General features: G+C 71.5%; 26 protein-coding genes and 1 pseudogene. 13 read left to right on the top strand and 14 right to left on the bottom strand.

What is annotated here, in order from left to right; translation table 11 throughout:
* The first annotated feature begins 128 nt into the window (after positions 1-128).
* Complete coding sequence (locus tag ACIBG7_RS24900) at positions 129-710, top strand: TetR/AcrR family transcriptional regulator (RefSeq protein ID WP_357927617.1); 582 nt, start codon at positions 129-131, stop codon at positions 708-710.
* On the opposite strand, the gene ACIBG7_RS24895 is transcribed toward ACIBG7_RS24900, so the two are convergent.
* From ACIBG7_RS24895 to ACIBG7_RS24885, 3 genes are read right to left on the bottom strand one after another with little or no spacing between them, the layout of a single operon-like run.
* Positions 707-1702 carry an acyl-CoA dehydrogenase family protein gene (locus ACIBG7_RS24895; protein WP_397337720.1) on the bottom strand — a complete coding sequence of 332 codons (996 nt, stop codon included), beginning with the start codon at positions 1700-1702 and terminating at the stop codon, positions 707-709. The two genes, ACIBG7_RS24900 and ACIBG7_RS24895, sit on opposite strands and share 4 nt — an antisense overlap.
* A gap of 56 nt (positions 1703-1758) precedes the next feature.
* On the bottom strand, positions 1759-2898 hold the full coding sequence (locus ACIBG7_RS24890; protein WP_357927620.1) for an acyl-CoA dehydrogenase family protein: 1140 nt from the start codon (positions 2896-2898) through the stop codon (positions 1759-1761).
* A complete protein-coding gene (locus ACIBG7_RS24885) occupies positions 2889-4091 on the bottom strand; it encodes an acyl-CoA dehydrogenase family protein (protein WP_357927621.1) in 1203 nt (400 codons plus the stop codon). Before ACIBG7_RS24885 ends, ACIBG7_RS24890 begins: the two co-directional genes overlap by 10 nt.
* Positions 4092-4203: 112 nt before the next feature.
* Here ACIBG7_RS24885 and ACIBG7_RS24880 point away from each other — a divergent pair, with 112 nt between their 5' ends.
* Both ACIBG7_RS24880 and ACIBG7_RS24875 read left to right on the top strand, forming a co-directional pair.
* The gene (locus ACIBG7_RS24880; RefSeq protein WP_357927622.1) at positions 4204-4782 is read left to right on the top strand and encodes a GNAT family protein; all 579 of its coding nucleotides are present in this window, start codon (positions 4204-4206) and stop codon (positions 4780-4782) included.
* A 24-nt stretch (positions 4783-4806) separates the two neighbouring features.
* The gene (locus tag ACIBG7_RS24875; protein ID WP_397337719.1) at positions 4807-7122 is read left to right on the top strand and encodes a hypothetical protein; all 2316 of its coding nucleotides are present in this window, start codon (positions 4807-4809) and stop codon (positions 7120-7122) included.
* On the opposite strand, the gene ACIBG7_RS24870 is transcribed toward ACIBG7_RS24875, so the two are convergent.
* On the bottom strand, positions 7119-7724 hold the full coding sequence (locus tag ACIBG7_RS24870) for a TetR/AcrR family transcriptional regulator (protein WP_397337718.1): 606 nt from the start codon (positions 7722-7724) through the stop codon (positions 7119-7121). The genes ACIBG7_RS24875 and ACIBG7_RS24870 overlap by 4 nt on opposite strands.
* A 63-nt stretch (positions 7725-7787) precedes the next feature.
* Between ACIBG7_RS24870 and ACIBG7_RS24865 the strand changes: the two genes are divergently transcribed.
* A complete protein-coding gene (locus ACIBG7_RS24865) occupies positions 7788-9014 on the top strand; it encodes an FAD-dependent monooxygenase (protein ID WP_397337717.1) in 1227 nt (408 codons plus the stop codon).
* A 46-nt stretch (positions 9015-9060) separates the two neighbouring features.
* Here ACIBG7_RS24865 and ACIBG7_RS24860 read toward each other — a convergent pair.
* Both ACIBG7_RS24860 and ACIBG7_RS24855 read right to left on the bottom strand, forming a co-directional pair.
* Positions 9061-9801 (bottom strand): annotated as a pseudogene (locus tag ACIBG7_RS24860) (DMT family transporter); the annotation flags it as partial.
* Between the two features lie 70 nt (positions 9802-9871).
* Complete coding sequence (locus tag ACIBG7_RS24855) at positions 9872-10249, bottom strand: VOC family protein (RefSeq protein ID WP_357927629.1); 378 nt, start codon at positions 10247-10249, stop codon at positions 9872-9874.
* Positions 10250-10641: 392 nt separating this feature from the next.
* Here ACIBG7_RS24855 and ACIBG7_RS24850 point away from each other — a divergent pair, with 392 nt between their 5' ends.
* Together ACIBG7_RS24850 and secA2 are read left to right on the top strand one after the other, a co-directional pair.
* Positions 10642-11739 (top strand): EamA family transporter, encoded by a 1098-nt coding sequence (locus tag ACIBG7_RS24850; RefSeq protein WP_397337716.1) that lies wholly within the window; start codon positions 10642-10644, stop codon positions 11737-11739.
* A 158-nt stretch (positions 11740-11897) separates the two neighbouring features.
* The gene (gene secA2 / locus ACIBG7_RS24845; RefSeq protein ID WP_357927633.1) at positions 11898-14051 is read left to right on the top strand and encodes an accessory Sec system translocase SecA2; all 2154 of its coding nucleotides are present in this window, start codon (positions 11898-11900) and stop codon (positions 14049-14051) included.
* Between the two features lie 364 nt (positions 14052-14415).
* Here the strand turns inward: secA2 and ACIBG7_RS24840 are convergent, their stop codons facing one another.
* Both ACIBG7_RS24840 and ACIBG7_RS24835 read right to left on the bottom strand, forming a co-directional pair.
* A complete protein-coding gene (locus tag ACIBG7_RS24840; protein WP_357927635.1) occupies positions 14416-15231 on the bottom strand; it encodes an SAM-dependent methyltransferase in 816 nt (271 codons plus the stop codon).
* Between the two features lie 86 nt (positions 15232-15317).
* Positions 15318-16364 carry an acyltransferase family protein gene (locus tag ACIBG7_RS24835; protein ID WP_397337715.1) on the bottom strand — a complete coding sequence of 349 codons (1047 nt, stop codon included), beginning with the start codon at positions 16362-16364 and terminating at the stop codon, positions 15318-15320.
* A 144-nt stretch (positions 16365-16508) separates the two neighbouring features.
* On the opposite strand from ACIBG7_RS24835, the gene ACIBG7_RS24830 reads away from it, so the two are divergent.
* The gene (locus ACIBG7_RS24830; protein ID WP_357927639.1) at positions 16509-16871 is read left to right on the top strand and encodes a PRC-barrel domain-containing protein; all 363 of its coding nucleotides are present in this window, start codon (positions 16509-16511) and stop codon (positions 16869-16871) included.
* A gap of 60 nt (positions 16872-16931) precedes the next feature.
* On the opposite strand, the gene ACIBG7_RS24825 is transcribed toward ACIBG7_RS24830, so the two are convergent.
* Entirely contained in the window at positions 16932-17507 is a 576-nt protein-coding gene (locus ACIBG7_RS24825; RefSeq protein ID WP_357927641.1) for a nucleotidyltransferase, read from the bottom strand.
* Positions 17508-17588: 81 nt separating this feature from the next.
* Between ACIBG7_RS24825 and ACIBG7_RS24820 the strand changes: the two genes are divergently transcribed.
* Both ACIBG7_RS24820 and ACIBG7_RS24815 read left to right on the top strand, forming a co-directional pair.
* Positions 17589-18056 (top strand): DUF1360 domain-containing protein, encoded by a 468-nt coding sequence (locus tag ACIBG7_RS24820; protein ID WP_357927643.1) that lies wholly within the window; start codon positions 17589-17591, stop codon positions 18054-18056.
* Complete coding sequence (locus tag ACIBG7_RS24815) at positions 18053-18583, top strand: DUF6328 family protein (protein WP_357927645.1); 531 nt, start codon at positions 18053-18055, stop codon at positions 18581-18583. Before ACIBG7_RS24820 ends, ACIBG7_RS24815 begins: the two co-directional genes overlap by 4 nt.
* Here ACIBG7_RS24815 and ACIBG7_RS24810 read toward each other — a convergent pair.
* The gene (locus ACIBG7_RS24810; RefSeq protein WP_357927647.1) at positions 18550-19494 is read right to left on the bottom strand and encodes a TIGR03557 family F420-dependent LLM class oxidoreductase; all 945 of its coding nucleotides are present in this window, start codon (positions 19492-19494) and stop codon (positions 18550-18552) included. The genes ACIBG7_RS24815 and ACIBG7_RS24810 overlap by 34 nt on opposite strands.
* A gap of 61 nt (positions 19495-19555) precedes the next feature.
* On the opposite strand from ACIBG7_RS24810, the gene ACIBG7_RS24805 reads away from it, so the two are divergent.
* Complete coding sequence (locus tag ACIBG7_RS24805; RefSeq protein WP_020543887.1) at positions 19556-19705, top strand: GPGG-motif small membrane protein; 150 nt, start codon at positions 19556-19558, stop codon at positions 19703-19705.
* Here ACIBG7_RS24805 and ACIBG7_RS24800 read toward each other — a convergent pair.
* The 4 genes from ACIBG7_RS24800 to ACIBG7_RS24785 all read right to left on the bottom strand — a co-directional run bounded on the left by ACIBG7_RS24800 (position 19695) and on the right by ACIBG7_RS24785 (position 23309).
* On the bottom strand, positions 19695-21227 hold the full coding sequence (locus ACIBG7_RS24800) for a Coagulation factor 5/8 type domain-containing protein (protein ID WP_397337714.1): 1533 nt from the start codon (positions 21225-21227) through the stop codon (positions 19695-19697). The genes ACIBG7_RS24805 and ACIBG7_RS24800 overlap by 11 nt on opposite strands.
* Positions 21228-21305: 78 nt before the next feature.
* On the bottom strand, positions 21306-22028 hold the full coding sequence (locus tag ACIBG7_RS24795) for a metallophosphoesterase (protein ID WP_397337713.1): 723 nt from the start codon (positions 22026-22028) through the stop codon (positions 21306-21308).
* Positions 22021-22269, bottom strand: coding sequence for a BON domain-containing protein (locus ACIBG7_RS24790; RefSeq protein ID WP_357927652.1), 249 nt, complete (start codon positions 22267-22269; stop codon positions 22021-22023). Before ACIBG7_RS24790 ends, ACIBG7_RS24795 begins: the two co-directional genes overlap by 8 nt.
* Positions 22270-22316: 47 nt before the next feature.
* A complete protein-coding gene (locus tag ACIBG7_RS24785; protein WP_357927654.1) occupies positions 22317-23309 on the bottom strand; it encodes a DNA topoisomerase IB in 993 nt (330 codons plus the stop codon).
* An 82-nt stretch (positions 23310-23391) separates the two neighbouring features.
* On the opposite strand from ACIBG7_RS24785, the gene ACIBG7_RS24780 reads away from it, so the two are divergent.
* The 3 genes from ACIBG7_RS24780 to ACIBG7_RS24770 all read left to right on the top strand — a co-directional run bounded on the left by ACIBG7_RS24780 (position 23392) and on the right by ACIBG7_RS24770 (position 26566).
* A complete protein-coding gene (locus ACIBG7_RS24780) occupies positions 23392-23661 on the top strand; it encodes a hypothetical protein (protein ID WP_357927655.1) in 270 nt (89 codons plus the stop codon).
* On the top strand, positions 23658-24671 hold the full coding sequence (locus ACIBG7_RS24775) for an SDR family oxidoreductase (protein ID WP_397337712.1): 1014 nt from the start codon (positions 23658-23660) through the stop codon (positions 24669-24671). The genes ACIBG7_RS24780 and ACIBG7_RS24775 overlap by 4 nt, the downstream gene beginning before the upstream one ends.
* Before the next feature lie 65 nt (positions 24672-24736).
* Positions 24737-26566, top strand: coding sequence for a transketolase (locus tag ACIBG7_RS24770; protein ID WP_397337711.1), 1830 nt, complete (start codon positions 24737-24739; stop codon positions 26564-26566).
* Positions 26567-26570: the final 4 nt, after the last annotated feature.

Raw genomic sequence — 26570 nt, 5'->3', positions numbered from 1 at the left:
CGCCGGAGATCCCTCGCCGAGGGATGGATACCCTAAGTTGGAGCGCGACGTGCGGGAGGTTATGGAAATAACACCAACCCGATCAGATCACGCGCCGATCTACCGACCAGTCGGTATGCTCAGGAGACGTGAAGGAAGAACCGGTACGTCAGAGACTGCTCGGCGAGGCCACCCGCCTGTTCGCCGAGCAAGGGTTCGAGAGCACCTCGGTCCAGGAGATCGTGGTCGCGGCCGGCGTCACCAAGGGCGCCATGTACCACTACTTCGACTCCAAGGACGACCTGCTCCACGAGGTCTACGCCCGCCTGCTGCGGATGCAGACCGGCCGGCTCACCGAGATCGCCGACGGGCCGGGCCCGGTGGCCGAGCGGCTCTACCGCGCCGCGGCCGACGTGGTCGAGACGACCACCCAGAACCTCGACGACTCCAAGATCTTCTTCCGCTCGATGCACCTGCTCGCGCCGCAGACCCAGAAGACGGTCAGGGCCGAGCGGCGGCGCTACCACGAGCGCTTCCGCGCCCTGGTGGCCGAGGGCCAGCGTGAGGGCGTCTTCCGCGCCGACGTGCCGGCCGAGATCGTGGTCGACTTCTTCTTCGGCTCGGTGCACCACCTGGGCACCTGGTACCACGCGGACGGGCCGCTGACCGGTGCCCAGGTGGGCGCCCACTTCGCCGACCTGCTGCTGACCTCGCTGAAGCCGGCCTCCTAGTCCAGCCCCACCAGGCCGGCCAGGGCCTCGCGGTGGTCGCCGGGCGTGCCCAGCGCGATCTCGTCGGCCTTGGCCCGCTTCAGGTACAGGTGCACCGGGTGCTCCCAGGTCATCCCGATCCCGCCGTGGAGCTGGACCGCCTCCTCCGCCACGTGCACGGCCACCGAGGAGTTCCAGGAGGCCGCCGTCGCCGTCGAGATCGGCGACAGCTCGGCGACCGCGTTGCGCGCCGCCGCCCGGGCACGGACCACGTCCAGCCACAGGTCCGCCAGCCGGTGCTTGATCGCCTGGAAGGACCCGACCGGCCGGGCGAACTGGTAGCGCTGCTTGACGTAGGCCAGCGTCGTCTCCAGGCACCACTCGGCGACGCCGAGCTGCTCGGAGGCGAGCAGAGCCGCGCCGAAGCCGAGGATCTCGCCCAGATCGACCTCGCCCAGCCTGGCCACCCGCTCGCCGCCGGAGACCCGCGCCACCGGCCGGGTGAGGTCCAGCGACGGCACGACCTCGACCGTGGCGCCCTCCACGCGGTAGAGCACGCCCTCCTCGACCCTCAGATGCACCTCCGCGGCCTCCGCGCCGGCCACCAGACCCTCGGTGAGGATCTTGTACGGCGAGGCCGCCAGCGGCACCAGGAGCGCCGCGGTGACCTCTCCGGCGGCCAGGCGCTCCAGCTCCTCCCCCGCGCCGGCGTCGAGCAGCGCCTTGGTGGCCAGGACCGAGCTGGTGAAGAAGGGCACGGGCGCGACCGCCCGGCCGAGCTCCTCCATGACCACGCCCGCCTCGCGCGCCGTGGCGCCGGCTCCGCCGTACTCCTCGGGCACCAGCAGGCCGGCCACGCCGATCTCCTGGGCGAGCGTCTTCCACAGGTCCAGGTCGTACGGCTGCGCCGACTCGACGCGGGCGAGCACGGCCGAGGAGGAGGCCCGGTCGGCCAGCAGCGAACGGACCGCCGAACGCAGGTCGTCCTCGTCGGGGCTGTACAGCAGGGTCATCGGGCCTCCTCCGTCGGCCCGTTGACCGGGTCGCTGTGTCGATTGGTTCGCTGCGCTCATCTGGGCAGGTCCTTCCACGGCACGTCCTTGTCCACGCGGGGCTCGCTCGGCAGCCCCAGCACACGCTCGGCGACGATGTTGCGCAGGATCTCCGAGGTGCCGCCCTCGATCGAGTTGCCCTTGGCCCGCAGGTAGCGGTAGCCGGGACCGCGGCCGAAGAAGTCGACCGCGCCGGAGCGGCGGAAGCTCCAGTCGTCGTAGGACAGGTCGCGCAGCAGCTCGACCTCGATCCCGGACAGTTCCTGGTTGAGCTTGGCGAAGGAGAGCTTCATGCCCGAGCCCTCGGGGCCGGGCTGGCCGGCGGCGAGCTGCTCGCGCAGCCGTACCCCGGACAGGCGGGTCACCTCGGCCTCGACCCAGACCTTGAGCAGCCGCTGGCGCAGCTCCTCGGTGCGCAGTTCCGGGCGGTCGCGCCAGGCTTCGAGCACCGGCTGCATCATGCCGCCGCCCCGCCGTACCGGATTGCCGCCGATCGCCACGCGCTCGTTCATCAGGGTGGTCTGCGCCACCCGCCAGCCGTCGCCGATCTCGCCGAGCCGCAGGTCGTCGCCGAGCCGGACGCCGGTGAGGAAGACCTCGTTGAACTCGGCCTCGCCGGTGATCTGGCGCAGCGGGCGGACCTCGACCCCGGGGGCCTGCATGTCGCAGACGAAGTAGGTCAGGCCGCGGTGCTTGGGGACGTCCGGGTCGGTGCGGGCGACGAGGATGGCCCAGCGGGCGTGGTGCGCGCCCGAGGTCCAGACCTTCTGCCCGTCCACGATCCACTCGTCCCCGTCGCGGACCGCGCGGGTGGCGAGGGTGGCCAGGTCGGATCCGGCGCCGGGCTCGGAGAAGAGCTGGCACCAGATCTCCTCGCCGGTGTAGAGCGGGCGCAGGAAGCGGCGCTTCTGCTCCTCGGTGCCGAAGGCGAGGATGGTCGGGGCGGCCATGCCGAGCCCGATGGTCTGCACGCCGAAGTCGGGCTGCGGGTGCCCGCTGAGTGCCGCCTCGATCTCGGGCTGGAGCTCGCGGGACAGCCCGAGCCCGCCCAGGCCGACCGGGAAGTGCACCCAGGCCAGGCCGGCGTCGAAGCGGGCCCTCAGGTACTCGAGCCGGTCGGACGGCGCGTTCTCCAGAAACTTGGTGACTACATCCACTTCTTCAGCTCCCGGTAGGCAAGGGATCGTTTGTGCACCTCGTCGGGCCCGTCGGCCAGGCGCAGGGTCCGGGCGTGCGCCCAGAGGCCGGCCAGCGGGAAGTCCTGGGAGACGCCGCCGGCGCCGTGGACCTGGACCGCCTTGTCCAGGATCCACTCGACGGTCAGCGGCGCGGCGATCTTGATGGACTGGATCTCGGTGTGCGCGCCCCGGTTGCCCACGGTGTCCATGAGCCAGGCGGCCTTGAGCACCAGCAGCCGCAGTTGCTCGACCCGGACCCGCGACTCGGCGATCCAGTCCTGGACCACGCCCTGCTGGGCGATGGGCTTGCCGAAGGCGGTGCGCTCCAGCGCCCGCTTGCACATCATCTCGATGGCCCGCTCGGCCATGCCGATCAGCCGCATGCAGTGGTGGATGCGGCCGGGGCCGAGGCGGGCCTGGGCGATGGCGAAGCCGCCGCCCTCCTCGCCGACGAGGTTGTCGGCCGGGACCCGCACGTCCTCGAAGAGCACCTCGGCGTGGCCGCCGTGGTCGCCGTCGGTGTAGCCGAAGACCGTCATGCCGCGCTTGATCGTCATGCCCGGCGTGTCGCGGGGCACCAGGATCATGCTCTGCTGCCGGTGCGAGGGCGCCTCGGGATCGGTCTTGCCCATGACGATGAAGATCTTGCAGTTGGGGTTCATCGCGCCGGAGATGAACCACTTGCGGCCGTTGATGACGTACTCGTTGCCCTCGCGGACGATGCTCGTAGCGATGTTGGTCGCGTCGGAGGAGGCCACGTCCGGCTCGGTCATCGCGAAGGCGGAGCGGATCTCGCCCTCCAGCAGCGGGCGCAGCCACTCCTTGCGCTGCCACTCGCTGCCGAACATGGAGAGGACCTCCATGTTGCCGGTGTCCGGCGCCGCGCAGTTGGTGGCCGCCGGCGCCAGGCTCGGCGAGCGGCCCATGATCTCGGCGAGCGGCGCGTACTGCAGGTTGGTGAGGCCGGCGCCGTGCTCGCCGGGCAGGAAGAGGTTCCAGAGCCCGCGCTTGCGCGCCTCGTCCTTCAGGTCCTCCAGCAGGGGCGGCGGGCCCCAGCCGGCGGTCGCCGCCTGCTCGTCGAAGGCCGCCTCGGCGGGGTAGACGCACTCGTCCATGAAGCGCAGGAGGCGCCGGCGCAGTTCCTCGGTGACGCTGTCGAAGGCGAAGTCCATGCCGCGACACTACCGACCGGTCGGTATGACTGTCGACCACGGCGACTGGCTTCCCGTTAATCGCCCCAGGTGGCACTCAACCGGGCGCCGGCCGCGCCGCTACCCTCCTGCCATGACACACGCCTTGCCCGCTCCGGTCGTCCTGGAGAACGCGGTGGTCCGCCTGGAACCGCTCACCCTTGACCACGTGCCCGACCTCTTCGAGGCCGGCGGCGCCGACGAGGAGGTGTGGCGCTGGATGCCCTGCCCCACGCCGCGGACCAAGGACGAGCTGGCCGGCCTCGCCCAGTACCTGATCGGCCGGCCCGACCACTACGTGCCCTTCGCCGTCGTGCACGACGGCCACGCGGTCGGCTGGACCACCTTCGGCGACGTGCCCACCTACAGCCACAGCGTCGAGATCGGCTGGACGTGGTACGGCAGGGCGGTGTGGCGCACCGCGGTGAACACCTCGTGCAAGATCCTGCTGATCGACCACCTGTTCGCGCACGAGCACGACTACAACCGCGTGCTGCTCAAGACCGACGTGCTGAACACCCGCTCGCAGGCGGCCATCCGGCGGATCGGCGGCGTGCACGAGGGCACCCTGCGCCGGCATCGGAAGCGTCCCGACGGCACCTGGCGCGACAGCGTACATTTCGGCATTCTCAAGGAGGAGTGGCCGGAGCACCGGGCTCGCCTGAACCGTTAGCCGAAAGGCGGCATCTAACCGCGCATGGATGATCGGCTGGGCGCCTACTGGCTCGGCGCCAGTCTCGGCAATGGCGCCGTGCGCGAAGCCTACGACCAAGCCGGTTCACGCTACGCGCTCATGCTGTTACCCAAGTCCGCCGACCGCTCCTCCTGCCGCCGGGCCCAGACGGTCACCTCGCTGTACGTGGCCAAGCTCGTCGACGCGGACCTGGAGGGCGAGCGGCCGTACGTGGTCAGCGAGTACGTGCCAGGGCCCACGCTGCGCCAGGTCGTCGCCGAGCAGGGGCCCTACGGCTGCGACGAGCTCTACCGGCTGGCCTCCGCGACCGTCACCGCGCTGGCCGCCGTGCACGAGGCGGGCACGGCGCACGGCGCGGTCGACCCGGACCACGTGCTGCTCGGCCCCGAGGGACCGCGGCTGATCGGGCTCGGCGCCGCCGGCGCCGAGGAAGGCCCGCCCGCCGACATCGCCGCCTGGGCCGAGTTGATCGAGTTCGCCGCCGGCGGCGAGCTCGACCGGGCCCTGCGCGAGCTGGTCGGCCAGGCCCGCGACCCCGATCCCGGCCGCCGGCCCGACGCCCGCCGATTACTCCTGTCCCTGCTCGACGCCCCTCAGTCCCAGCAGGGACGGCTCCTGCCCCCCGAACCCGTGGACGACCCGCCGCTCGGCGAGCGCGCCGAGCAGGTCTACCTCGCCCTTCCCAGCGCCGAGCAGGAACTGGTCCCCGAGATCCTGCTGCGGCTGGTCGAGCCCGGCGAGACCCGCTGCTCGGTCCCCCGCGCCGACCTCGGCGAGCGCGCCGAACCCGTGCTCCAGGCGTACGGCGAAGCCGGCCTGCTCACCGTGACCGACACCGTGACGATCACCCACCCCGCCCTGGTGCGAGCCTGGCCCCGGTTGCGGGAATGGCTCGACGGGGAGCGCGAGGGCCTCGCCGTACACCGCGAGCTGGTCCAGGCCGCGCGGCGGTGGGACACCAGCGGGCGGCGCGACGCCGACCTGATCCCGCCCGCGCAGGTCGACAAGATCGTCGCCTGGGCGGCCACCGCCCGCCGGCACGTGACGCTGAGCGACGAGGAGCAGGAGTTCCTCGACGCCGGCACCGCCCGCAGCCGCCGCCGGGCCCGCACCAGACTGGCCGTCGTCGCCGGCGGCCTGGTGCTCGCGCTGCTGGCCGCCGGCCTGGCGCTGTGGCAGACGGGCAGCACCGGCGACCAGCTCGACGAGACCATGGCCCGGCTGGCGGCCAGCAAGGCCGAGGAGCTGCGGGTGGCCGACCCGGTGACCGCGCGGCGGCTCAGCCTGGCCGCCTGGAAGCTGGCCCCGGTCGAGCAGGCCGCCGACGCGTTGCGGCGCTCGGCGACCGACCCCGCGCTGTCGGTCTTCACCGACCCGGGCGCCGACGAGCGCTCCATCCACTCCCTCAGCGACGACGGCTCGCACCTGGCCGCGGTCACCAACGGCGTGCTGCGCGTCTACGACGTGCGGACCGGCGAGCAGCTCGTGGCCAAGAACGTGCCGGAGAAGATCCGCGCCCTGGCCTGGGAGCCGGACGGGCGCAAGCTGGCCATGGTCGGCGCGGGCCGCACCTTCCTGTGGGACGCCTGGTCCGGGCAGGCGCTCGGCGAGATCGGCCGGGGGCTCGACTGGCCCGGCGAGCACTCGGCGTGGTTCAGCCCCGGCGGCGGCCTCGTCTTCGCCGCCGACCGGCAGAGCGGCGAACGCTGGGCCTGGGACCTGCGGGCCGGGCGGGTGCGCTTCGACGGGGAGTACGCGCTGGTCTCCCCGCGCGACCAGCTCGCGCTCGTCTTCGACGCCTCGCGGTCGGAGCTGCGCTGGCTGGACGGCCAGAAGAGCCGGCCCGCGCCCTGGCTGGCCGGGTTCGCCCTCGACTACGCCGCCTTCAGCCCCGACGGGCAGCGCATCGCCGTCGCCACCGAGCGCGGCGTGCAGATCTTCGGGCTCGACGGGGCGCCCAGCCGCGAGCTGCCGCTCACCCCGGCGGCCGGGCCGCTGCGCTTCAGCTCCGACGGGCGCTTCCTGGCCGGGACCGCGCACGACCACGTGCGGGTCTGGCGGCTGTCGGACGGGGCGCTCCTGGTCGACCGGCGGCTGCCCAGCGCGGGCGCCCGGCCGGCCCAGGCGCGCTTCACCGGGGAGGGACTGCGGGTGCTCACCGGGCACGGCACGGTGATCAGCCTGTCGCTCACCGCCTCGGGGGCGCCGGAGGCGCTCGACCGGGCCGCGGACGCGATCTGCGCCACGGCGGGCGGGCTGTCACCGGCCGACTGGCGGCGGCTCCTCGCGGGGCTTCCGCACCGGGAGACCTGCGATTAGCCCTTCTCCTGGCTCGGTGGTGGCGGCTCGGCGGTCTCGGACGCCGGGTCCGGCCTTCTCACGGCCAGGCCGGTGAGCAGTTCGGCCAGGCCGGCGCGCAGGTCCTCGACGCTGGGCTCGGCGCCCGCGCCGACGATGGCGTCGAAGAGCACGCCCTCGCAATAGGACACCACCTGGCGCGCCTGCCGTACCGGGTCCGGGCAACCGGCGGCGGCCAGCAGCGCGACGGCGGGGTCGCGGAAGCGCGCCCCCGCCCGGTCGTAGATCTCCCGCAGCTCCGGCCGCCTGGTCGCCTCCAGCGCCAGCTCGTAGCGGGCCAGGGTGCGCCGCCGGTCGGCGAGCTGCGCCTGCAGCCCCTTGGCCATCGTCTCCACCAGGTCGCCCGCCGGCAGCACGAACACCTCGGACAGCGCCTCCTCCTCCAGGCTGGTCAGCCGCGCGAGGGTCAGCTCCAGCAGCGCCGCGCGGCTGCGGGCCAGGTTGGACGTCGAGCCGGGCGGCAGGCCGGCCGCCTCGTCCACCGCGCGGTGGGTCAGCCCGCGCATGCCGCGCTCGGCCAGCAGGGTGATCGCGGTCTCGGCGATGAGCTCCGTACGGTTCACACCGCGATACTACAGGTGTAGTCTGCTCACTACAGCTGTAGTTTCCCTGCGGGAGGGGCGGTCATGGGTCGTCGGGCAGTGGTCATCGGAGCGGGCATCGGCGGCCTGACCGCGGGCATCGCGCTGCACCAGCGCGGCTGGGAGGTGCGCGTGCTTGAGCGGGCGCCCAAGCTGGAGCCGATCGGCTCCGGGCTGGCGGTGGCGGCCAACGCGCTCAAGGCGCTCGACACCATCGGGCTGGGCGACGAGGTGCGCAAGCTCGCCTCGATCCAGGGCGAGGCCGGGCTGCGGCGCAGCGACGGCCGCTGGCTGACCCGCACCACGCCGGAGAAGGCGATCGAGCGCTGGGGCGACGGCGTGGTGCTGATGCGCCGGGCGCGGCTGTCGGAGCTGCTCGTCGGCGCGTTGCCCACGCACGCGCTGCACCTCGGCGTCGAGACCGGACCGGCCGAGGCCTACGACGCGGAGCTGGTGGTCGTCGCCGACGGCATCCACTCCGCCAACCGGGCCCGCCTGTTCCCCGGCCATCCGGGGCCGGTCTACTCCGGCGCCACCGCGTGGCGGGCGCTCGCCCCCAAACCCGACCGGCCGCTGAACAGCGCGGAGAGCTGGGGCGAGGGCAAGGTCTTCGGCATCATGCCGCTCGCCGACGACGAGGTGTACATCTACGCCACCGACGCGCTGCCGGCCGGCACGGTCCTGGCCGACGAGAAGGCCGAGCTGCTGCGCCGCTTCGGCCACTGGCACGACCCGATCCGCTCGCTGCTGGAGAGCCTCGACCCGGCGCGGATCATCCGCAACGACGTCCACTACCTCGCCCAGCCGCTGCCCGCCATGCACCACGGCAAGGTCGCGCTGCTCGGCGACGCCGCGCACGCCATGACGCCCAACCTGGGCCAGGGCGCCTGCCAGGCGATCGAGGACGCGGTCGTGCTCGCCGCCGTCGCGCCCGACCTGGAGGCCTACACGCGGGTACGGCTGCCGCGGACCAGCAAGATCGTCGCGCGGGCGGCGTCGGTGAACCGGGCGGTCATGTGGCGCAACCCGGTGGCCACCGGCCTGCGCAACCTGGCGCTCAGCCTGGGCTCGCGGATCAGTCCAGATCTGCTGTTGCGGTCGCAGGAAGAGGTGCTGGGATGGGCCCCGCCTCCGGCCCCTGCTGCTGGACCGGCGGCTGCTGGATCGGCTGCTGCTGCGTCCCCGGCTGCGTGCCCGGCTGGGTCGCCTTCTGGGCCGGCTGCTGCTTCGGCTGCTGCTTCGAGTGATCGGGGGCCAGCCGGCCGAGCGTGATCGTGCCCGCCACCGTCAGCGCCGCGGCCAGCAGCGCGGGCACCGCCGTGCTCGGGCTGGTCGGCAGCGGCTCGCCGAGCAGGATCGCCCCGGCCATCACGCTGGTGATCGGGTCGACCACCTGCACGCCCGCGTAGGCGATGCCGAAGTAGCCGACCGCGTACGACTTCTGCAGCAACACCGTCGCGCAGACCAGCAGCGTCGGGATGGCCAGGGTGAACCAATGCAGCAGCGTGCCGAAGTCGCCGTCGAACCCGCCGCCGACCACGCGCACGAACGTCGACACGCTGGCGGTCGCGGCACCGGCCGCCACCGCCAGCAGCAACGCCTTCGCCGACCCGTGCACCCGCCGGGCCGCGAGCTGCGCCACCACCACGATCACCGCGATCACGCCGATGAACCCCAGCGCGCTCGGCGTGCTCAGGTACGGCTTCACGTTGTGCGGAGGCACGAGCAACATCAGCCACAGCAGGCCGACCGTCACGGCGATCGACCCGAGAACCTCCGCCTTGTACGGCTTGCGCCCGTACATGAACGCGGCCAGCGGCACCGCGAACACCAGCGTCGCGACGCTGATCGGCTGCACCGCCACCAGCGGCGCGAAGCTCAGCGCCACCGCGTGCAGGCAGGCGCCGGTGAAGGAGATGGCGCCGCCGATCCACCAGCGGGGGCGGCGCATCAACGTCAGCGACGCGCCCTCCGCCACCGCTTCGTACTGTTGCAGCGCCGCGCCGAGCGCGTACCCAAGGGCCCCTAGCAGGGCGATCACCAGGCCGACCCAGGTCATGGGCGCCCGCAGAGGTCCGTGAAGAGCATTGATACAGAGTATTAGCCCAGGGCGGCGTTTGAATCGGCCTTTAGGCTGATCTCTCCGGGCAGACGCAGAACAGATGGCCCGCCGGGTCGCGCATGACGACCCAGCCGCCGCCCTCGATCTCCAGGCCCGGCTGGAAGTCCGGCCTGGTCGCGCCCAGTGCCTCGTACTCCTTGACCGCCTTGTCCACATCCGGGACGCGGAAGTCGAGATGGAACTGCTTGTCCGGACCCGGCCACGCGGGGGCCTGGTGCTCGTCCAGGCGGGCGAAGTAGATCGTGGCCGTCTCGTCCCCTACGGCGGCGTAGTCCTCGTGGGTCACCTGGATGGGGAGACCGGTGATCTGGTGGTAGAACTCGGCGAGCTCGCCGGGGTTGGGGCAGTCGATAGTCGTAGCGATGAGCTTGGCTTTCGTCGTCATGCGAGCCATGCTTCCGCGCTTACCTGTCAGGTGGCGTCAGGTATGTCACAGCGTTTCCCTCTTGGAGTGGCGGGGGTCTCACGGAGTGGCGGGGGTCGCACGGAGGGGCGAGGGTCTCGGACGGCGGGGGTCTTACGGAGGGGCGGGTGGGTCCTTCGGGAGGGGGCCCCTTCCTCCCGAAGGAGTCCCCTTCGGGTCGGGAGATTTGGGGAGGCGGGGGTCGAGAGGGCGCGGCTAGGGTGGGCGGGTGCCGTATTACGTGATCTCTCCGCCCCCCGCTCGCTAGCGGGCGGCCCCAAGACGCGAAGAATCCGGATCTGACCCGATCCGGGGGTGGCTGCTGCCCGCATTCCAGGGCCCTGTTCAGACACTCCCTTCGGAAGCGATCCATCATGAACTCCCTGAGCGCCCGGCGTGGCGCGTTCTACGTGTGCGTGGCCGCAGCCGCCTGGGGCACCGGCGGTGCGGCGGGCAAGCTGCTGTTCGACGAGGCCGGGCTCGACCCGGTCGGTGTCTCCCTCTGGCGTTACCTCATCGGCGGGGTGCTGTTGCTGGCCACCGCCCGGCTGTTCCACCGTCCCGGGGCGAGGCGTCCCCTCTCCGTCCCGGCGGCGGCGTCCCCGCGTCCTGGCAGCGCCCGGTCCAGGTGGGTGAGCAAGGACATGGTGGTCGTCGGGGTGGGGATGGCCGTCTACCAGACCGCCTACTTCGCCGCGATCGAGGCCACCGGGGTGGCCGTGGCGACGGTGGTGACGATGGGGGTGACCACGCTGTTCGCGGCCCTCGGCGGGCGGGTGTTCCTGGGCGAACGGCTGTCCCGCACCGGGGTGGCCGCCATGGCCGCGGCGCTCGGCGGGCTGCTCCTCCTGACCACCGGCCTCCCCACCGCAGCCGAAACCACCGCCCAGGGGACCACCACAGAGGCGGCCGGGGCGGCCGGGGTCGGGGGCGCTGGAAACAAGGCGGCCGGACCAGTGGTGGCCAAGGTTGGGGCCGCTGGAAACGGAGCGGCCGGGTCGGTGGTGGCCGGGGTCGGGCCGGCTGGGGATGAGGGGGCCTGGGCGTCGGGAGCGGTGGTGGGGGTGGGGATGGCGTTGCTGTCCGCCGCCGGGTACGCCGCCGTCACCCTGTACGGCAGGCGGCACCACGCCGACCCGGCGCGCACGACGGTCGGCGGGTTCGGGGTGGCGGCGTTGTGCCTGGCGCCGTTCCTGCTCGCCGGGGGGACAATCCCGTCACTCTCCCTCGAATCCCTCCTGCTCCTCCTCTACCTCGGCGCGATCCCGACCGCCCTGGCCTACGGGCTGTTCTTCCGGGCGCTGAGCGCAGTCAAGGCCACCACCGCCTCGGTGATCTCGCTCGGCGAGGCGGTCGGGGCGGCGGCGCTGGGGGTGGCGTTCCTGGGCGAGCGGCTGACCCCGGCCGGGGTCGCGGGCAGCGTGGTGCTCCTCGCGGCGGTCGTCGCCTTGACCATGCACGAGGCGCGATGAGCTAAGGTCCGGTACGGCGGCGCCTGCCGTACCGGACCCGGCCCGTGGGCCCCCGAAGGAACAGGCCCGGGCGACCACTCGTTGGAGGGACTGTGAGCGGCAAAAGGGCCTCGGCTGAACCATCCGGACGTTCGAAGCTTTCCGCCTTCTTCCGGAACATGCTCGACCGGCCGGGCGGCGTGGGCATCACGTCGTACGAGCGGGTGGTGCACGCGGCCAACAAGCTGAGCAAGCGCCCCGACAAGCCGGACATCTCCGACCTGGCGGGCTTCTGTGCCTTCGCGCGCCACGCCGCCGAGGAGACCCTGGGGCTCAAGCCGTACGACGTGCAGTTGATCGGCACCCTGGCCCTGCTCGACGGGCACATCGCCGAGATGGCCACCGGCGAGGGCAAGACGCTCTCCGGCGCCATGGCCGCCGCGGGCTACGCGCTGCAGGGCAAGCACGTGCACGTCATCTCGGTCAACGACTACCTCGCCAAGCGCGACGCGGAGTGGATGGCGCCGTTCTACGCGGCGATGGGGGTCACGGTCGGCTACATCGACCAGAACTCCACCCACGAGCAGCGCCGCGAGGCCTACGCCAAGGACGTCCTCTACGGGCCGGTCAGCGAGATCGGCTTCGACGTGCTGCGCGACCGCCTGTGCACCGACCCGAAGCAGATCATCGTCCCGGCCCCGCAGGTGGCGCTGGTCGACGAGGCCGACTCCGTGCTGGTCGACGAGGCGCGGGTGCCGCTGGTGCTGGCCGGAGCGGCGGAGCTCGGCACGACCGCGCCCGAGCTCGCCGCCCTGGTGCGCACGCTGGTGCGCGGCTACCACTACGAGATCGACGAGCAGGGCCGCAACGTCTACCTGACCGCCAAGGGCGCGGCCACCGTGGAGAACCAGCTCGGCGTCGACCTCTACGACGAGAACGAGCCCGGCACGCTGATCGAGGTCAACCTCGCCCTGCACGCCCACGCACTGCTCGCCCGCGACGTCGACTACATCGTGCGCGACGGCAAGGTGCAACTGATCAACGCCTCGCGTGGCCGGGTGGCGCTGCTCCAGCGCTGGCCGGACGGCCTGCAGGCCGCGGTCGAGGCCAAGGAGGCGCTGGCGCCGACCGAGAAGGGCGAGATCCTCGACCAGATCAGCGTCCAGGGCCTCATCCGGCGCTACCCGCAGATCTGCGGCATGACCGGGACCGCGGTCGCGGTCAGTGAGCAGCTCGGCGAGTTCTACGGGCTCAAGGTCGCGGTCATCCCGTCCAACCGGCCGTGCGTGCGCGAGGACGAGCCCGACCGCATCTACCCCACCGAACCGGACAAGATCGCCGCGCTGGTGGAGGAGATCCAGGCGGTCCACGAGAGCGGCCGGCCGATCCTCATCGGCACCCTCGACGTGGCCGAGTCCGAGCACCTCGCCAAGCTGCTCCAGCGGCGCAAGCTGGAGCCGGTCGTGCTCAACGCCAAGAACGACGCCGAAGAGGCCTCGATCATCGCCCGCGCCGGCGAGCACGGCGCGATCACCGTCTCCACCCAGATGGCCGGGCGCGGCACCGACATCCGGCTCGGGGACGGCGTGGCCGAACTCGGCGGACTTTACGTGATCGGCTCCGGCCGGCACGCCTCCAGCCGCCTCGACGACCAGCTCCGCGGGCGGGCCGGGCGGCAGGGGGATCCCGGGGGGTCGGTGTTCTTCGTCAGCACGCAGGACGCGCTGATCACCCAGTTCGTGCCCGACGAGCGGCCGCCTTCGGCGGACCCGGACGGGGTGGTACGGCACCGCCGAGGGGCCTACCTGGTGGGGCACGCCCAGCGGGTGGCCGAGGGCGTCAACCTGGAGATCCACCGCAACACCTGGCGGTACACCCGGCTGCTTGAGCATCAGCGGGAGCTGGTGCTGGAGTGGCGGGACAAGGTGCTGCACGGGGACTCGGCCAGCGTGGCGCTGTCGGGGGCGGATCCGGAGCGGTGGGCGGAACTGCCCGAGGAGAGCCGGGACGAGACGGCGCGGCAGATCGTGCTGTTCCACCTTGATCGGTGCTGGACCGAGCATTTGGCGTTTTTGACGGATCTCCGGGAGGGGATTCATCTTCGGGCGCTGGGGCGGATGAGCCCGTTGGACGAGTTCCATCGGGAGGCTGTGGCGGAGTACAAGCAGCTTATGACCGAGATCGAGAAGCGGTCGCTTGAGTCGTTCGAGGTGCCTGATCCTGAGCTGCGGCGGCCTAGTGCTACGTGGACTTACATGATCAACGACAACCCGTTCGGGACCGAGTGGGAACGGATCGCCAAGCGGGTCAGCTCGGCGGCTCGCCGGAACTGAGGCTTCGGGGACACCGTAACCTGACCGGCCACCGCACAGGATCACCGCCCACCGCACCCTGTGCTCGCCGCATCGGTTGGATGGGGTAGTCGGTGGGTCGGCCGCCGCCCAGGATCACCACCCGCCGCACCCCGTACTCGCCGCATCGGTTGGGGGCGGGGTGGTCGGTGGGTCGACCGCCGCCCAGGATCACCACCCACCGCACCCCCTGCCCGCCGCATCGGTTGGGTCGGGTGGTCGGTGGGAGCGGGGGGTCGCTCCCGGGCGCCCCCTGTCCACCAATGCCCCCTGTCCACCAATGCGGTGAGGAGCCCGGCGGTGGGGGATGATCCTGGGCGGCGGGGGGCCACAGACCCAAAGAAGGTCAAGGTTTGCGGGCAGCCGCGCCGAGGAGGATCTCTTCCCACGGGGCAAGGGAGACCGGGGGTGGGCCGTCGGGCCGCCATTGGGGGAAGGGGACCAGGCCGGGGTCGACCAGGTCCAGCCCACTGAAGAAACGCCCGATGGCGGCACGGGAGCGGAAGTGGCCGGTGCCCATGGTGGCGTGGAGCATCGCCTCCAGCGCCTTGGCCTGCGGGCTGGGCGAGGCGTAGAAGTTGGAGGCGACGAGGTGACTCCCGGAGGCCAAGGGCTGGAGGTACTCGGCCACGAGCTTCCAGGGGTCGGCGTCGTCGGGGAAGAGGTGCAGGAGGCCGACCATGAGCACCCCGACGGGCCGGGAGAAGTCGATCAGCCGGAGAAGGTCGGGGTGGCCCAGCACGGAGTCGACGTCGCGCACGTCGGCGGTGATGACCACGGCCTGGCCGTTCTCCCGCAGGATGGTACGGGAGTGCAGTTCGACCATCGGGTCGATGTCCACGTAGACCACCCGGGCACGGGGGTCGGCCCACTGGGCGACCTCGTGGGTGTTCTCGATGGTCGGCAGCCCCGAGCCGAGGTCGATGAGCTGGGTGATGCCGGCCTCGCGGACGAGGTGGTCGGTGGCGCGCCCGATGAAGGCGCGGTTGCACCAGACGAGGTCCACCACCTCGGGCACGGCCTGCTTGAGCCGGTCGGCGACCGCCCGGTCCACGGCGAAGTTCTCGGTGCCTCCCAGCAGCGCGTCGTGGACGCGGGCGACGCTCGGCCGGCCGGCGTCGATGCCGGGCGGGATCCACTCATGGCCGGTTCCGAGCGTCATGTCCGCTCCCGCAGCGTGTAGGGGTGTGCAGCGGATCGTATCCCCCGGGCCGGGCCCAGGCCATGCTTACCGGCCGGCCGGTACGGTCAGGCCGGAACCGGCTGCTTGCCGAGGGCCCAGCGCTTGAGCCGGGGCGCGAGCGGCTGTTCCACCACGCGGTGCACGCCGTACGCCGCCGCGAGCATCAGCACGATCACCCCGGCCAGCAGGACGTAGGCGTTGACGTAGTCGTCGAGCAGGTTGAACAGGACGAAGCCGATGGAGGCGTGCAGCAGGTAGAGCGGGTAGGTCAGCGCCCCGGCGGTGACCATGCCGGGCCGGCCCAGCGGCTTGGTCACCCGCAGCGCGACCAGCGTCATCACCAGGAAGATGGCCACGACCACCGCGCCGACCGCGACCGCCGAGTAGCTCACGTGGTAGCGCTCCCCCACCGCGTTGGCGTAGCGGACCGCCTGGTAGACCGCGTTGCCCAGGCAGATCGGCACCAGCAGCGCGATCTGCCAGCTCATCCCGAAGCGGTAGAGCAGGAACAGCGCCATGCCGCCGACGAAGTAGTGCGAGAACTCGGACTGCACCATCAGGTCGGCGGCCTGCGGCAGCAGCCCGGCCTGCACCGCGAAGGTCAGCGCCAGCCAGCCCCACATCACGCCCAGCACGCGGGTCTTGGTCATGCCGACCAGGGTCAGCGCCAGGATGATGAAGTAGAAGCGCATCTCCGACCAGAGCGTCCAGTAGACGACGTCCACGTTGGGGATGTCGGCCACCGCCTGGAACATGGTCAGGTTGACCAGGAACTGCACCGGCGTGACCTGGTAGAGCCCCTGGCCGAGGGTCAGGATGACGATCGAGGTGACCGCGATCCCGAACCAGTAGGCCGGGTAGAGCCGCACCAGCCGCGAGACGGCGAACTGCCGGGGCGTGCGCCCCCAGGCGCTCATCAGCACGACGAAGCCGCTGATCAGGAAGAACAGGTCCACGCCGAGGTAGCCGTACCGGGTGACCGTGCTCTCGGCGGCGAAGACCACCGCGGTCTCGTTCTTGGACCACCCGGAGAAGGTGTAGTGGTACAGGACCACGCAGAGCGCCGCGAGCAGCCGCAGCGCGTCGACCTCGTAGAGCCTGTCCCTTTCCACGGGAGAAGAGTGGACTGGTCCACTTGACTGCTGGTTGATGTTCTGTTGGTACGGCACAGCCGTAGAGGCTAAGCCACGTTTACCAATTTGTGTCCGGGTAGCAGGAAATTTCCCGAGAAAGTCGGACGAAAGGAGCACTCCCTCATGGAGCTCTGGGACTATCGCCCTGACGTCTACGATCGCGGCAAGAGCCTCGACCTGGTCGGTTACCACGTGCAGGCCACCGACGGGAAGATCGGATCCATCGACGAAGCCACGTACGAGGTCGGCGAGAGCTACGTCATCGTCGACACCGGCCCGTGGATCTTCGGCAAGAAGGTCCTGCTTCCCGGCTCGGTGATCACGCAGATCGACCCGCAGGAGCGCAACGTCTACGTCTCCCGCACCAAGGCGGAGATCAAGGACGCGCCCGAGTTCGACGAGGCGACGTTCAAGGAGCCTGAGTACCGTACCCGGGTCGGCGAGTACTACCGCCGCTTCCCGCAGGGTCCGGGCACCGCGTTCTGACCTGATCGGACCACAAGGGCCGCACCCCAGCAGGGGTGCGGCCCTTGCCGTGCCCGCGGTCTACGGCCAGTCCTCCTCGGCCTCCGGGCGCACCGGGTGGTCGATCACCCCCAGCCGCTCCAGCAGCGTCAGGAAGGTGAAGGCGTACGGCGAGCGCATCGTCACCGCCCCCACCCGGTCCCAGTTCACCTGCTCCCGCAGCGCGCGGACCTGCGGCAACAGGCTTCCGTAGTCGCAGGCGTGCTCGGACATCGGCATCAGCCACGAGATCACCAGGTCGGTCGCCTCCAGCACCGGCATGATCACCGCCGAGGCCTTGAGCGGTTCGGCCCGCGCCAGCAACTCCTCGGTGACCGGGTTGTCGGAGACCCGGTAGATCAGGTCCACGAGCCGGTCCTCGTCGAACGCCTTCACCAGCCAGTCCTCGGGCGGCTTGTGCGTGCGGAAGCCCAGATCGCGCAGCGCCTCCAGCGCGATCGGCGCGTCCTTCTCCATCAGCACGAAATCCACGTCGTGCAAGGAGGGGGCCGCGCCCCTGGCGTACGCCGCGCAGCCGCCCGCCAGGGCGAACTTGACGCCGGCGTCCTTCAATCCCGAACTGGCGCGCTTGAGCGTCTCAAGAATCGCATCCGTCACCTCATGACTGTGGCTCCCCATGTACGGCAGCTACCCCCACGATCCACGAGTAGACCTGCACGTGGCGGGTAGCGCTGAGCTGTGCTCGAGGAAACGGAACGCGAATACCGCAAGGGGCCCCTGGCCCCCTATCTCAAGATCCTCGCCGTGTACGGCGGAGCGGTCGGCCTGGCCGCGGCCCTGGCCGCGCTGACCGGCCGGCGACCGCCCGACCGGGTGGGCCCGCTCGACCTGGCCATCATGGGCATGTGCACGCACAAGGTCTCCAGGCTGATCGCCAAGGACCCGGTGACCAGCCCGCTGCGTGCGCCCTTCACCCGCTACCAGGGCGTCAGCGGCCCGGCCGAGCTGAAGGAGGAGCCGCGCAACGCCGTCGGCGAGCTGCTGGCCTGCCCGTTCTGCCTGGCCCAGTGGACCGCCACCGGTTACGCGGCCGGTCTGGTCTTCGCGCCGCGGCTGACCCGGCTGGTCGGCGCGACGATGAGCGCGGTGGCCATCTCCGACTGGCTGCAGTTCGCCTACGCGAAACTGATGAAGGAGGCCGAGTGAGCGAGGGGCGCCTCGACCGGCACGCCGAACGCGGCGAGCCAGGCGAGAGCCACAAGGAACGGGTGGACCGCGAGCTGCAGGAACTCCTGCAGGGGCTGCGGGTGGCGGTCACCGGTGTGCAGGTGCTCTTCGCCTTCCTGCTGACCGTGCCCTTCCAGCAGGGCTTCTCCAAGATGGACAACGCGGGCCTGTGGTTGTTCTTCATCGCGTTGCTCGGCTCGGCGCTGGCCTCCGTGTGCTTCATCACCCCGGCGGCGCAGCACCGGCTCATCTTCCGCACGGGGCTGAAGGAGCGGATGCTGCACCGGGCCAACTCGCTCGGCGTGGCGGGGGCGGTCTTCCTGCTGATCGCGATGACCGCGGCGGTGTCGCTGGTGGCGGAGGTCGTGCTGAACGATCCGACGGCGGTCGCCTTCGGCGCGCTCGTGGCCCTGGTGGGCGGCTACTTCTGGCTGCTGCAGCCGATCCTCGACCTCCGCCGCGGCAACGGCGGTCAGCGCAACGCCGGCAAGACCTCGCGGGAGTAGAAGTCGAAGAAGGCGTCCTGGTCGTGGCCGATCTGGCTGATGTACACCTCGTCGAAGCCGGCCTCCACGTACTCGCGCACCCCTCGGATGTGCACCTCCGGGTCGGGGCCGCAGGGCGTCTGCGCTGAGGCCTCCTCGACCGTCACCATTTCCGCGAGCTGCTCGAAGTGCCGGGGCAGCGGCAGGAGCTGGGCGGACTCGCCCTTGATGCCCTGCGTGGGCCACAGCCGGTGGACGGTCTTGCGGGCCTCGGACTCGTCGGCGGCGTAGCAGACCTTGAGCCCGCCCTGGGCGGGCTTGCCCGCCTCCTTGAAGCGGGCGACGTTCTCGGCGTCCGGGCCGGTGGAGATGAACCCGTCGGCGATGCGGAGCGCCAGCTCGACCGACTTGGGCCCGAAGCCGGACATGTACACCGGCGGCGGCTCGTCCGGGAGGCTGTACAGCCGCGCGGTGTCCACCGAGTAGTGGCGGCCCCGGTGGGTGACCAGCTTGCCGCTCCACAGCTCCCGCATGAGGCCGACCGCCTCCTCCAGCATCTCCCTGCGTTCGGCGGCCGGCGGCCAGCGGGAGTCGAGGATGTGCTCGTTCAGCGCCTCACCGGTGCCGACCCCGAGCCGGAACCGGCCGCCGGTGAGGATGGCGCTGGTGGCCGCCGCCTGGGCCACGATCGCCGGGTGGATCCTGACCAGCGGGCAGGTGACGGCCGTGGTGATGGGCAGGCTGGTCACCGACGCGATCGCGCCGATGACCGACCAGACGAAGCCGCTCTGCCCCTGGACGTCGAGCCACGGGTGGTAGTGGTCGGAGATCCAGAGCGCCTCGAAGCCGGCCCGCTCGGCCGCCTGGGCCTGCCGTACGAGCTCCTTGGGGTCGTGTTCCTCGCTGCTGAGGAAGTAACCGAAAGTAGTCATGTGACATATCTGCCCTGGAGGTGTGCGTTAAGGCACGGCCTTTGAGGGCAGATGTGAGCTCATGGCTACTTTGCTCTGGATCATCGCGGTAATCCTCGTCATCGCTGGGATCTACGTGATCCTGGCTCGTCGCGATCTCCTGTGGGGGATCGTCCTGATCGTCCTGGGCTTCCTCGTGGGTCCGGGCGGTGTCTCCATCTTCAACGTGTAGCGCGGGTCGTGGCGGCCTGCCAGGTCTGCAGGTAGGCCTCGGCGCCGGCCGCCATGTCCCGCACAAAATCCTCGCCGGCGACGGCCCGCATGTCCTCGACCCAGTCAGGGACGAGGCCGTAGTGGGCCACGCCGTCGACGTTGTAGTCCCAGGTGCGCTGGCCCGTCATCGGGCGGGCCAGCCCACCAGGCAGCGGGTAGGTCACCGCACTGCCGGCGCGCGGCCCGGGCAGGGCGTGCATGCCGTTGGCGTCCATGCCGTAACCGAATCCGGTCTTGCCCAGCTCGTCGCGAAGGGCCTTGGTCTCCCGCCAGGTCCTGGTGAACTCCTCCGCGTGCCCGCTGATCGGCGTGATCATGCCGCCGAGCTGGTAGATGCGGCGGAAGTAGGTGGGGTCGGTCCAGCTGTGGCTGGAGATGACGCCCGGATAGCCGCGTGACTCCAGCAGATCCAGCGTCTGCGCCGCGGCCTTGACGCTCATGTGGTCGATCTCCACGATCATCCCGCGTGCGATCATGCCCTCGATCATGTACCGGCCGAGTGCGGTCAGGCCCTTGACGTTGCAGTGCGGGCCGGGCGGGTACAGCGGCAGCGGCGGGATGCCGAGCGAGAGCTCCTTGGGCAGCACGCCCGGCACGATGGTGTTGTCGTGGGCTGGGCCGGTGCAACGCTCGACCCGCCAGAAGCTTCCGGAGGACAGGAAGTTGCCCGCGTTGACGATCGCGCCCTGCGTGCCGGAGTCGAAGCGCACGCCGCACAGCGCGTTGTCGTACTTGTGGCAGACGAACATCGAGCGCACGCCGAGCGCGTGCATCTCGTCGAGCCCGCGGTCGATCTGGGCGCGGGTGCAGTGCGGGATGCCCAGCGTGGTGCGGCAGCCGAACGGCTCGGAGGTCTCGATGCCGAGCACGACGGCGAGCTTGCCCTGGGCGATGACCGCGCGGGCCTCCTCGGCGCTGCGCACGACGCGGAACCAGCCCTGGCCGGGTCCGCCCGCCTGGGCGTCGATGTGGTCCTGCAGCTCGAAGGTGCGCCGGGCTTCCAGGCGGAGGGTGGTCATCTCGTCGCAGGAGTTGGTCTTGATCGGGTAGATCGCGCAGAGCTGCCGGTTGGCGACCAGGTCGTTGACCATGATGCGCAGGCCGCCGCGCCAGGCGCGCTCGATCCACTCGTAGTAGTTCTGCTGGTGGGTCATCGAGTCGTGCGCCGGCCAGTCGCGGAAGGTCGGCCAGCCCACCGGGTCGTGGGTGCCGGTCGGGGAGCCGGTGCGGGTGAAGTTCTCGAACCACGCCAGTTCCCCGTTGGGGTGGTGGTCGAGGCAGTCGAGCAGGGCCCTGGCCGGGCCATCGGGGTGGAAGGGCTTGCCGCAGATGAGCCGGCCGCCGAAGGCCTCGTGGCTCATCAGGTGGTTGTGGGTGTCGACGTACCCCTGAACGGGCTGCGCCGCCGTACTCGAGGCAGCGGGGGGCGCGAGCGCGAAGAGCAGGAGGAAGGCGAGCAGGGCAGCGGCACGACGGAGCATGGGCACCTCGCGGGGCTACTTGGGGGGCGCCCCCAGCGTGTGCCCATGACTCCGGGCCGTCAAGGCCCAATATGAGCCTCACTCGTCATTCAGGCAGTACACCCCGTAGGCCCGCCCGAGCACGGGCAGCGCGACGTTGCGCACCCGGATCCCGCCGGGCGTCATGCCCTTCTCCGCGCCCTTGTGCGCGTGACCGTGCAGGATCAGCTCGGCCCCGACGCTGTCCACCGCCTCGGCCAGCAGGTAGCTGCCCAGGAAGGGGTAGATCTCGGGCGGCTCGCCCTCCAGAGTCTCCTTGACCGGCGAGTAGTGGCTCAGCACGATCTTCCGGTCCGCCTGGACCTCCTTCAGCGCGTGCTGCCAGGCCTCGGCGATGTGCCGGGTGTGGGCGACGAAGTTCTTCATCTCGCGCTCGCCGAACTCGCTGGCGCACTTGCCGGCGAACCCGCCGCCGAAGCCCTTGCCGCCGACCACGCCGATCTTGACCGGGCCGCAGTCCAGCACGTGGCTGTCGTCGTCCAGGACCACGATGCCGTGGTCACGCATCTCGGCGGCGATCTCGTACTGCTGGTCGGAGTGGTAGTCGTGGTTGCCGAGCACGGCGACGACCGGGACGGGCAGGTCCTTGAACTCCTGCGCGACCAGCCGGCCCTCCTCGGCGGTGCCGTGCCGGGTCAGGTCGCCCGCGAGCATGAGGACGTCGGCGCGCTCCCCGATCCCGCGCAGGCGCTCACGGTACTTGCCCCGGACGTCCTCGCCCAGGTGCACGTCTCCGACCGCTGCGATCCGGATCTCAGTCAAGATGCTCATCCTCCCCCGGCCTCGTCACGTCCACCACCTTGATCTCGTTGTGGACGTGCAGGTCCGGTGCCGTCTCCTGGGCCACCTCACCGATGACGCGGCGGTGCTCCTCGCCGGACACCTGGCCGCGCAGGAACACCTGGTCACCGCGCACGTCGACCCTGATGCCCAGCTCGTGGGTCCGTCCGTCCTCGGCCAGCGCCTTCTGCACTCTCGCCGCGATGTACTGCGGAGCCTCCATCGCTCGCCTCCCTCGGTAGAAGGGCCGCATGCCCGCCCGCACCGGGGTCAAACCGTCCGGCGGGCGCGCAGCAGCTTGATCACGGCCTGTTCCGCCGCGCCATGGGTGGCCGGTTGCCCCAGGTCGGTGCCGTCGCCGAGGCTGTCCAGCGGGATGGTCCTACCCTCTTCGAAGGCCTCCACCACCCTGGGGTCCACATACGAGGTGCGCGCGACCGTCGGGGTGTTGCCGAGGTACTCCGAGACCTCCTTCATCACCCGCGCGACCGCCCGCCGGCCCCGCGAGTGCTTGGAGACGGCGAGGCCCACCGCCGCCAGCACCGTGGCGTGCCAGGTGCGGAAGTCCTTGGCGGTGATCTCGCACCCGGCCGTCTCGCGCAGGTAGTCGTTGATGTCCTGGCTGCGCACGTCCACCCAGCCGCCGTCGGTCCGGTAGCGCAGCAGCTCGCCCTCTCCGGCCTTCGACTTCAGCGACCTGATCACCGAGCAGACCGCCGGGTCGCTGACCACGATCTCCTGGGAGATGTCGCCCTTGGCCTGGTAGCAGCAGGTCACCGAGCCGTTGGCGCAGGTCACGTGCTCCATCCGGAGGGTGGCCAGGCCGAAGGTGTCGTAGCTCTCGGTGCCGATGCGGAAGAAGCCGACGTCGAGCATGCGCGCCGCGGCGGCCAGCACCCGCTCCCGGGTCAGGCCGCGCTGGGCCAGGTGGCGGTCGACCTGCTCGCGGAAGGCGGGCAGCCGCTCGGCGACCTCCAGGACCCGGTCGAACTTCAGCCGGTCCTGCTGCTCGCGCCACTGGTCGTGGTAGCGGTACTGCCGGCGGCCCGCCGCGTCGGTGCCGGCCGCCTGGAGGTGGCCGGCCGGGTCGGCGCAGATCCACACCTCGGTCCACGCCGGCGGGATCACCAGGGCACGGATACGGCGCAGCACGGCGACCGAGCGCACGCGCCGGCCGTCCGGGTAGTGGTAGCTGAACCCCCGGCCACGCCTCCGGCGGACGATTCCGGGCTCGTTCTGATCGCTGGGACGCAGTTCGGGCACGTCGGACGGGCTACCCGCCGGGTTATGGGACAAACGGTGGGGGTAGCGGGCAGAGGGAGAGCGAATGGCAGGAGGGAACGATATGGCCCAGAATGAACGCCCTGAGGACGTGCGGCCCGAGGAGTACTCGGAGTCCGGCAAGCCCATGGTGCCCGCGACCCCGCGGGATGTCGTCCACATCCGGGTGGGTTCGTTCATCCTGGTGTTCGCCCTGGCCATCGGGGTGCTCGGGCTCATCGCCCACGCGCCCGGGCTGACCTGGGCGGCCGGGATCGTGGCGGTGATCACCATCGTGGACATCGTCCTCGCACTGCGCCGCCAGCGCAGCAGAGGTGCGGGTGAGGCCGGGTGAGTCTGGCCGGGAAAGTGGTGGTCGTGACCGGCGCCAGTGGGGGCGTCGGTCGCGCTGTGGTGCGTGAACTCGGCGCCCGGGGCGCCCGCGTGGCGCTGATCGCCCGCGGCGCCACCGGCCTGGGCGCCGCCGCCGTGGACGTGGGCGTCGCCGGGGGCGAGGCCGTCGTCTACGAGGCCGACGTCGCCGACTACGGCGAGGTACGGCAGGCAGCCGAGCGCATCGAGGCCGACATCGGCCCCATCGACGTGTGGATCAACGCCGCCTTCTCCTCCGTCTTCGCCAGGTTCACCGAGATCTCCCCCGAGGAGTACGAGCGCACCACCAAGGTGACCTATCTCGGTTACGTGTGGGGCACCAAGGTCGCGCTCGACCTCATGCGCCCGCGCGACCGGGGCGCGATCGTCCAGGCCGGGTCGGCTCTCGCCTACCGGGCGATCCCCCTGCAGTCGGCCTACTGCGGCGCCAAGCACGCCATCAAGGGCTTCACCGAGTCGGTCCGCACCGAACTGCTGGCCGAGGGCAGCGGCGTGCACGTCACCATGGTGCAACTGCCCGCGCTCAACACCCCGCAGTTCGACTGGGTCCGTTCCAAGCTCGCGGGACGGCCGCGGCCCGTGCCGCCCATCTACCAGCCCGAGGTGGCCGCCGAGGCGTTGCTGCTGGCGGCCGAGCGCCCGGAGCGCAAGGAGTACTGGGCCGGCCTGTCCACGGTGCTCACGCTGCTGGCCAACCGGGCCGCGCCCGCGCTGCTCGACCGCTACCTGGCCCGCACCGGCGAGTCGGCGCAGCAGGGCGGCGGCGGCAAGCCGCCCGGCGACCGGACCGGCAACCTGTGGGAGCCACTGGACGACTCACGTGACTTCGGCGCGCACGGCTCCTTCGACGAGCGGGCCCACCCGCGCAGCCTTCAGCTGTGGTTCAGCCGCAACCGCCGCGCGGCCCTCGCCGCGACGGGTGTGGCGGCCCTCGGCGGAGCGATTCTCGCCCGGCGCGTGACCCGGCGCTGACCTACCTGACGTTAACCGCCGCGTCGGGGGGTAGGCGCGAGCGGGAAGACCACGAGGAGGCCCCGATGCCCGAACGAGACCTGCAATTCCTGTGCGACCTGGCTGCACAGCTCAGAGTGGACTCGATCAGAGCTTCGGAGGCGGCCGGATCGGGCCATCCGACGTCGTCGATGTCGGCGGCCGATCTCATGGCGGTGTTGTTCAGTTGCCATCTGACCTATGACTTCGCCGATCCCGGCAACCCGCGCAACGACCACCTGATCTTCTCCAAGGGGCACGCCTCGCCGCTGCTCTACTCGCTGTACAAGGCGGCCGGCGCGATCAGCGACGAGGAGCTGCTCACCTTCAGGAAGCTGGGCTCCCGGCTGGAGGGCCACCCGACACCGCGCCTGCCGTGGGTGGACGTGGCGACCGGCTCGCTGGGCCAGGGACTGCCGGTGGGGGTCGGCGTCGCGCTGGCCGCGCGCCTGGAACGTTCGCCGAGCCACGTGTGGGTGCTGTGCGGCGACAGCGAGCTGGCCGAGGGGTCGGTCTGGGAGGCGGCCGAGCACGCCGGGCAGGAGGGACTGGCCGGCCTGACCGCGATCATCGACGTCAACCGGCTCGGCCAGCGCGGGCCCACCCGGCACGGCTGGGACACCGGCGCCTACGCCCGGCGCTTCGGCGCCTTTGGGTGGCACACCATCGAGATCGACGGGCACGACCCGGGCGAGATCGACTACGCGCTGTCCGACGCGGCCGGCACCCGCCGCCGCCCCACGGTGATCCTGGCCCGCACCCGCAAGGGCGAGGGCGTCAACGAGGTGGAGAACCGGGAGGGCGCGCACGGCAAGCCGCTCAAGGACCCCGAACGCGCGATCACCGAGCTCGGCGGCGAGCGCCGGCTGACTGTGGAGGTGCGCCGGCCCGACCCGGCCGATCCCCGGCCGCCGCGCGAGCTGGCCTCGCTCAAGCTGCCGGAGTTCGAGCGCGGCCAGAGCGTGGCCACCCGCACCGCCTACGGCGAGGCCCTGGCGGCGCTCGGCGCGGCCCGCGCGGACGTGGTGGCGCTCGACGGCGAGGTGGCCGACTCCACCAAGACCGAACGTTTCGCCGAGCTGTTCCCCGAGCGGTTCGTCGAGTGCTACATCGCCGAGCAGCAACTGGTCGCGGCGGCGATGGGCTTCCAGGCGCGCGGCTGGGTGCCGTACGCGGCGACCTTCGCCGCCTTCTTCTCCCGGGCCTTCGACTTCATCAGGATGGCCGGGGTGAGCGGTTCCGATCTGCGGCTGATCGGCTCGCACGCCGGGGTGGCGATCGGCGAGGACGGCCCGTCCCAGATGGGGCTGGAGGATCTGGCGATGGTGCGCGCCGTGCACGGCAGCACCGTGCTCTACCCGTGCGACGCCAACCAGGCCGCCGCGCTGGTCGCCGAGATGGCCGACCTGGACGGGGTCTCCTACCTGCGCACCACGCGCGGCGACACTCCGGTGATCTACCCGGCCGGCGAGCGGTTCCCGGTGGGCGGCTCGCGGGTGCTGCGCCGTTCGACGGAGGACCGGGCCACCGTGGTGGCCGCCGGGGTGACCGTGCACGAGGCGCTGGCGGCGGCGGACGAGCTGGCCAAGGAGGGCCTCGCGGTCGGCGTGATCGACCTCTACTCGGTCAAGCCGGTGGACGTCGCGGCGCTGCGCGAGGCGGCGATCACCACCGGCACGCTCATCACCGTCGAGGACCACCGGGCCGAGGGCGGCCTGGGCGACGCCGTCCTGGACGCGGTCGCCGAGCTCGGGCCCCGCGTGATCAAGCTGGCCGTGCGCGGCCTGCCCGGTTCGGCCACGCCCGCCGAGCAGCTCGCCGAGGCGGGCATCGACCGCTCGGCCATCGTCTCCGCCGTCCGGCGCCTGGCCGGCTGAGCCT

Origin of the sequence: Nonomuraea sp. NPDC050328 (genome assembly GCF_044459405.1) — a bacterium.
Taxonomy (GTDB): domain Bacteria; phylum Actinomycetota; class Actinomycetes; order Streptosporangiales; family Streptosporangiaceae; genus Nonomuraea.
Note: the sequence above shows the minus strand (reverse complement) of the source record. Positions and strands in the feature narration are given on the sequence as shown.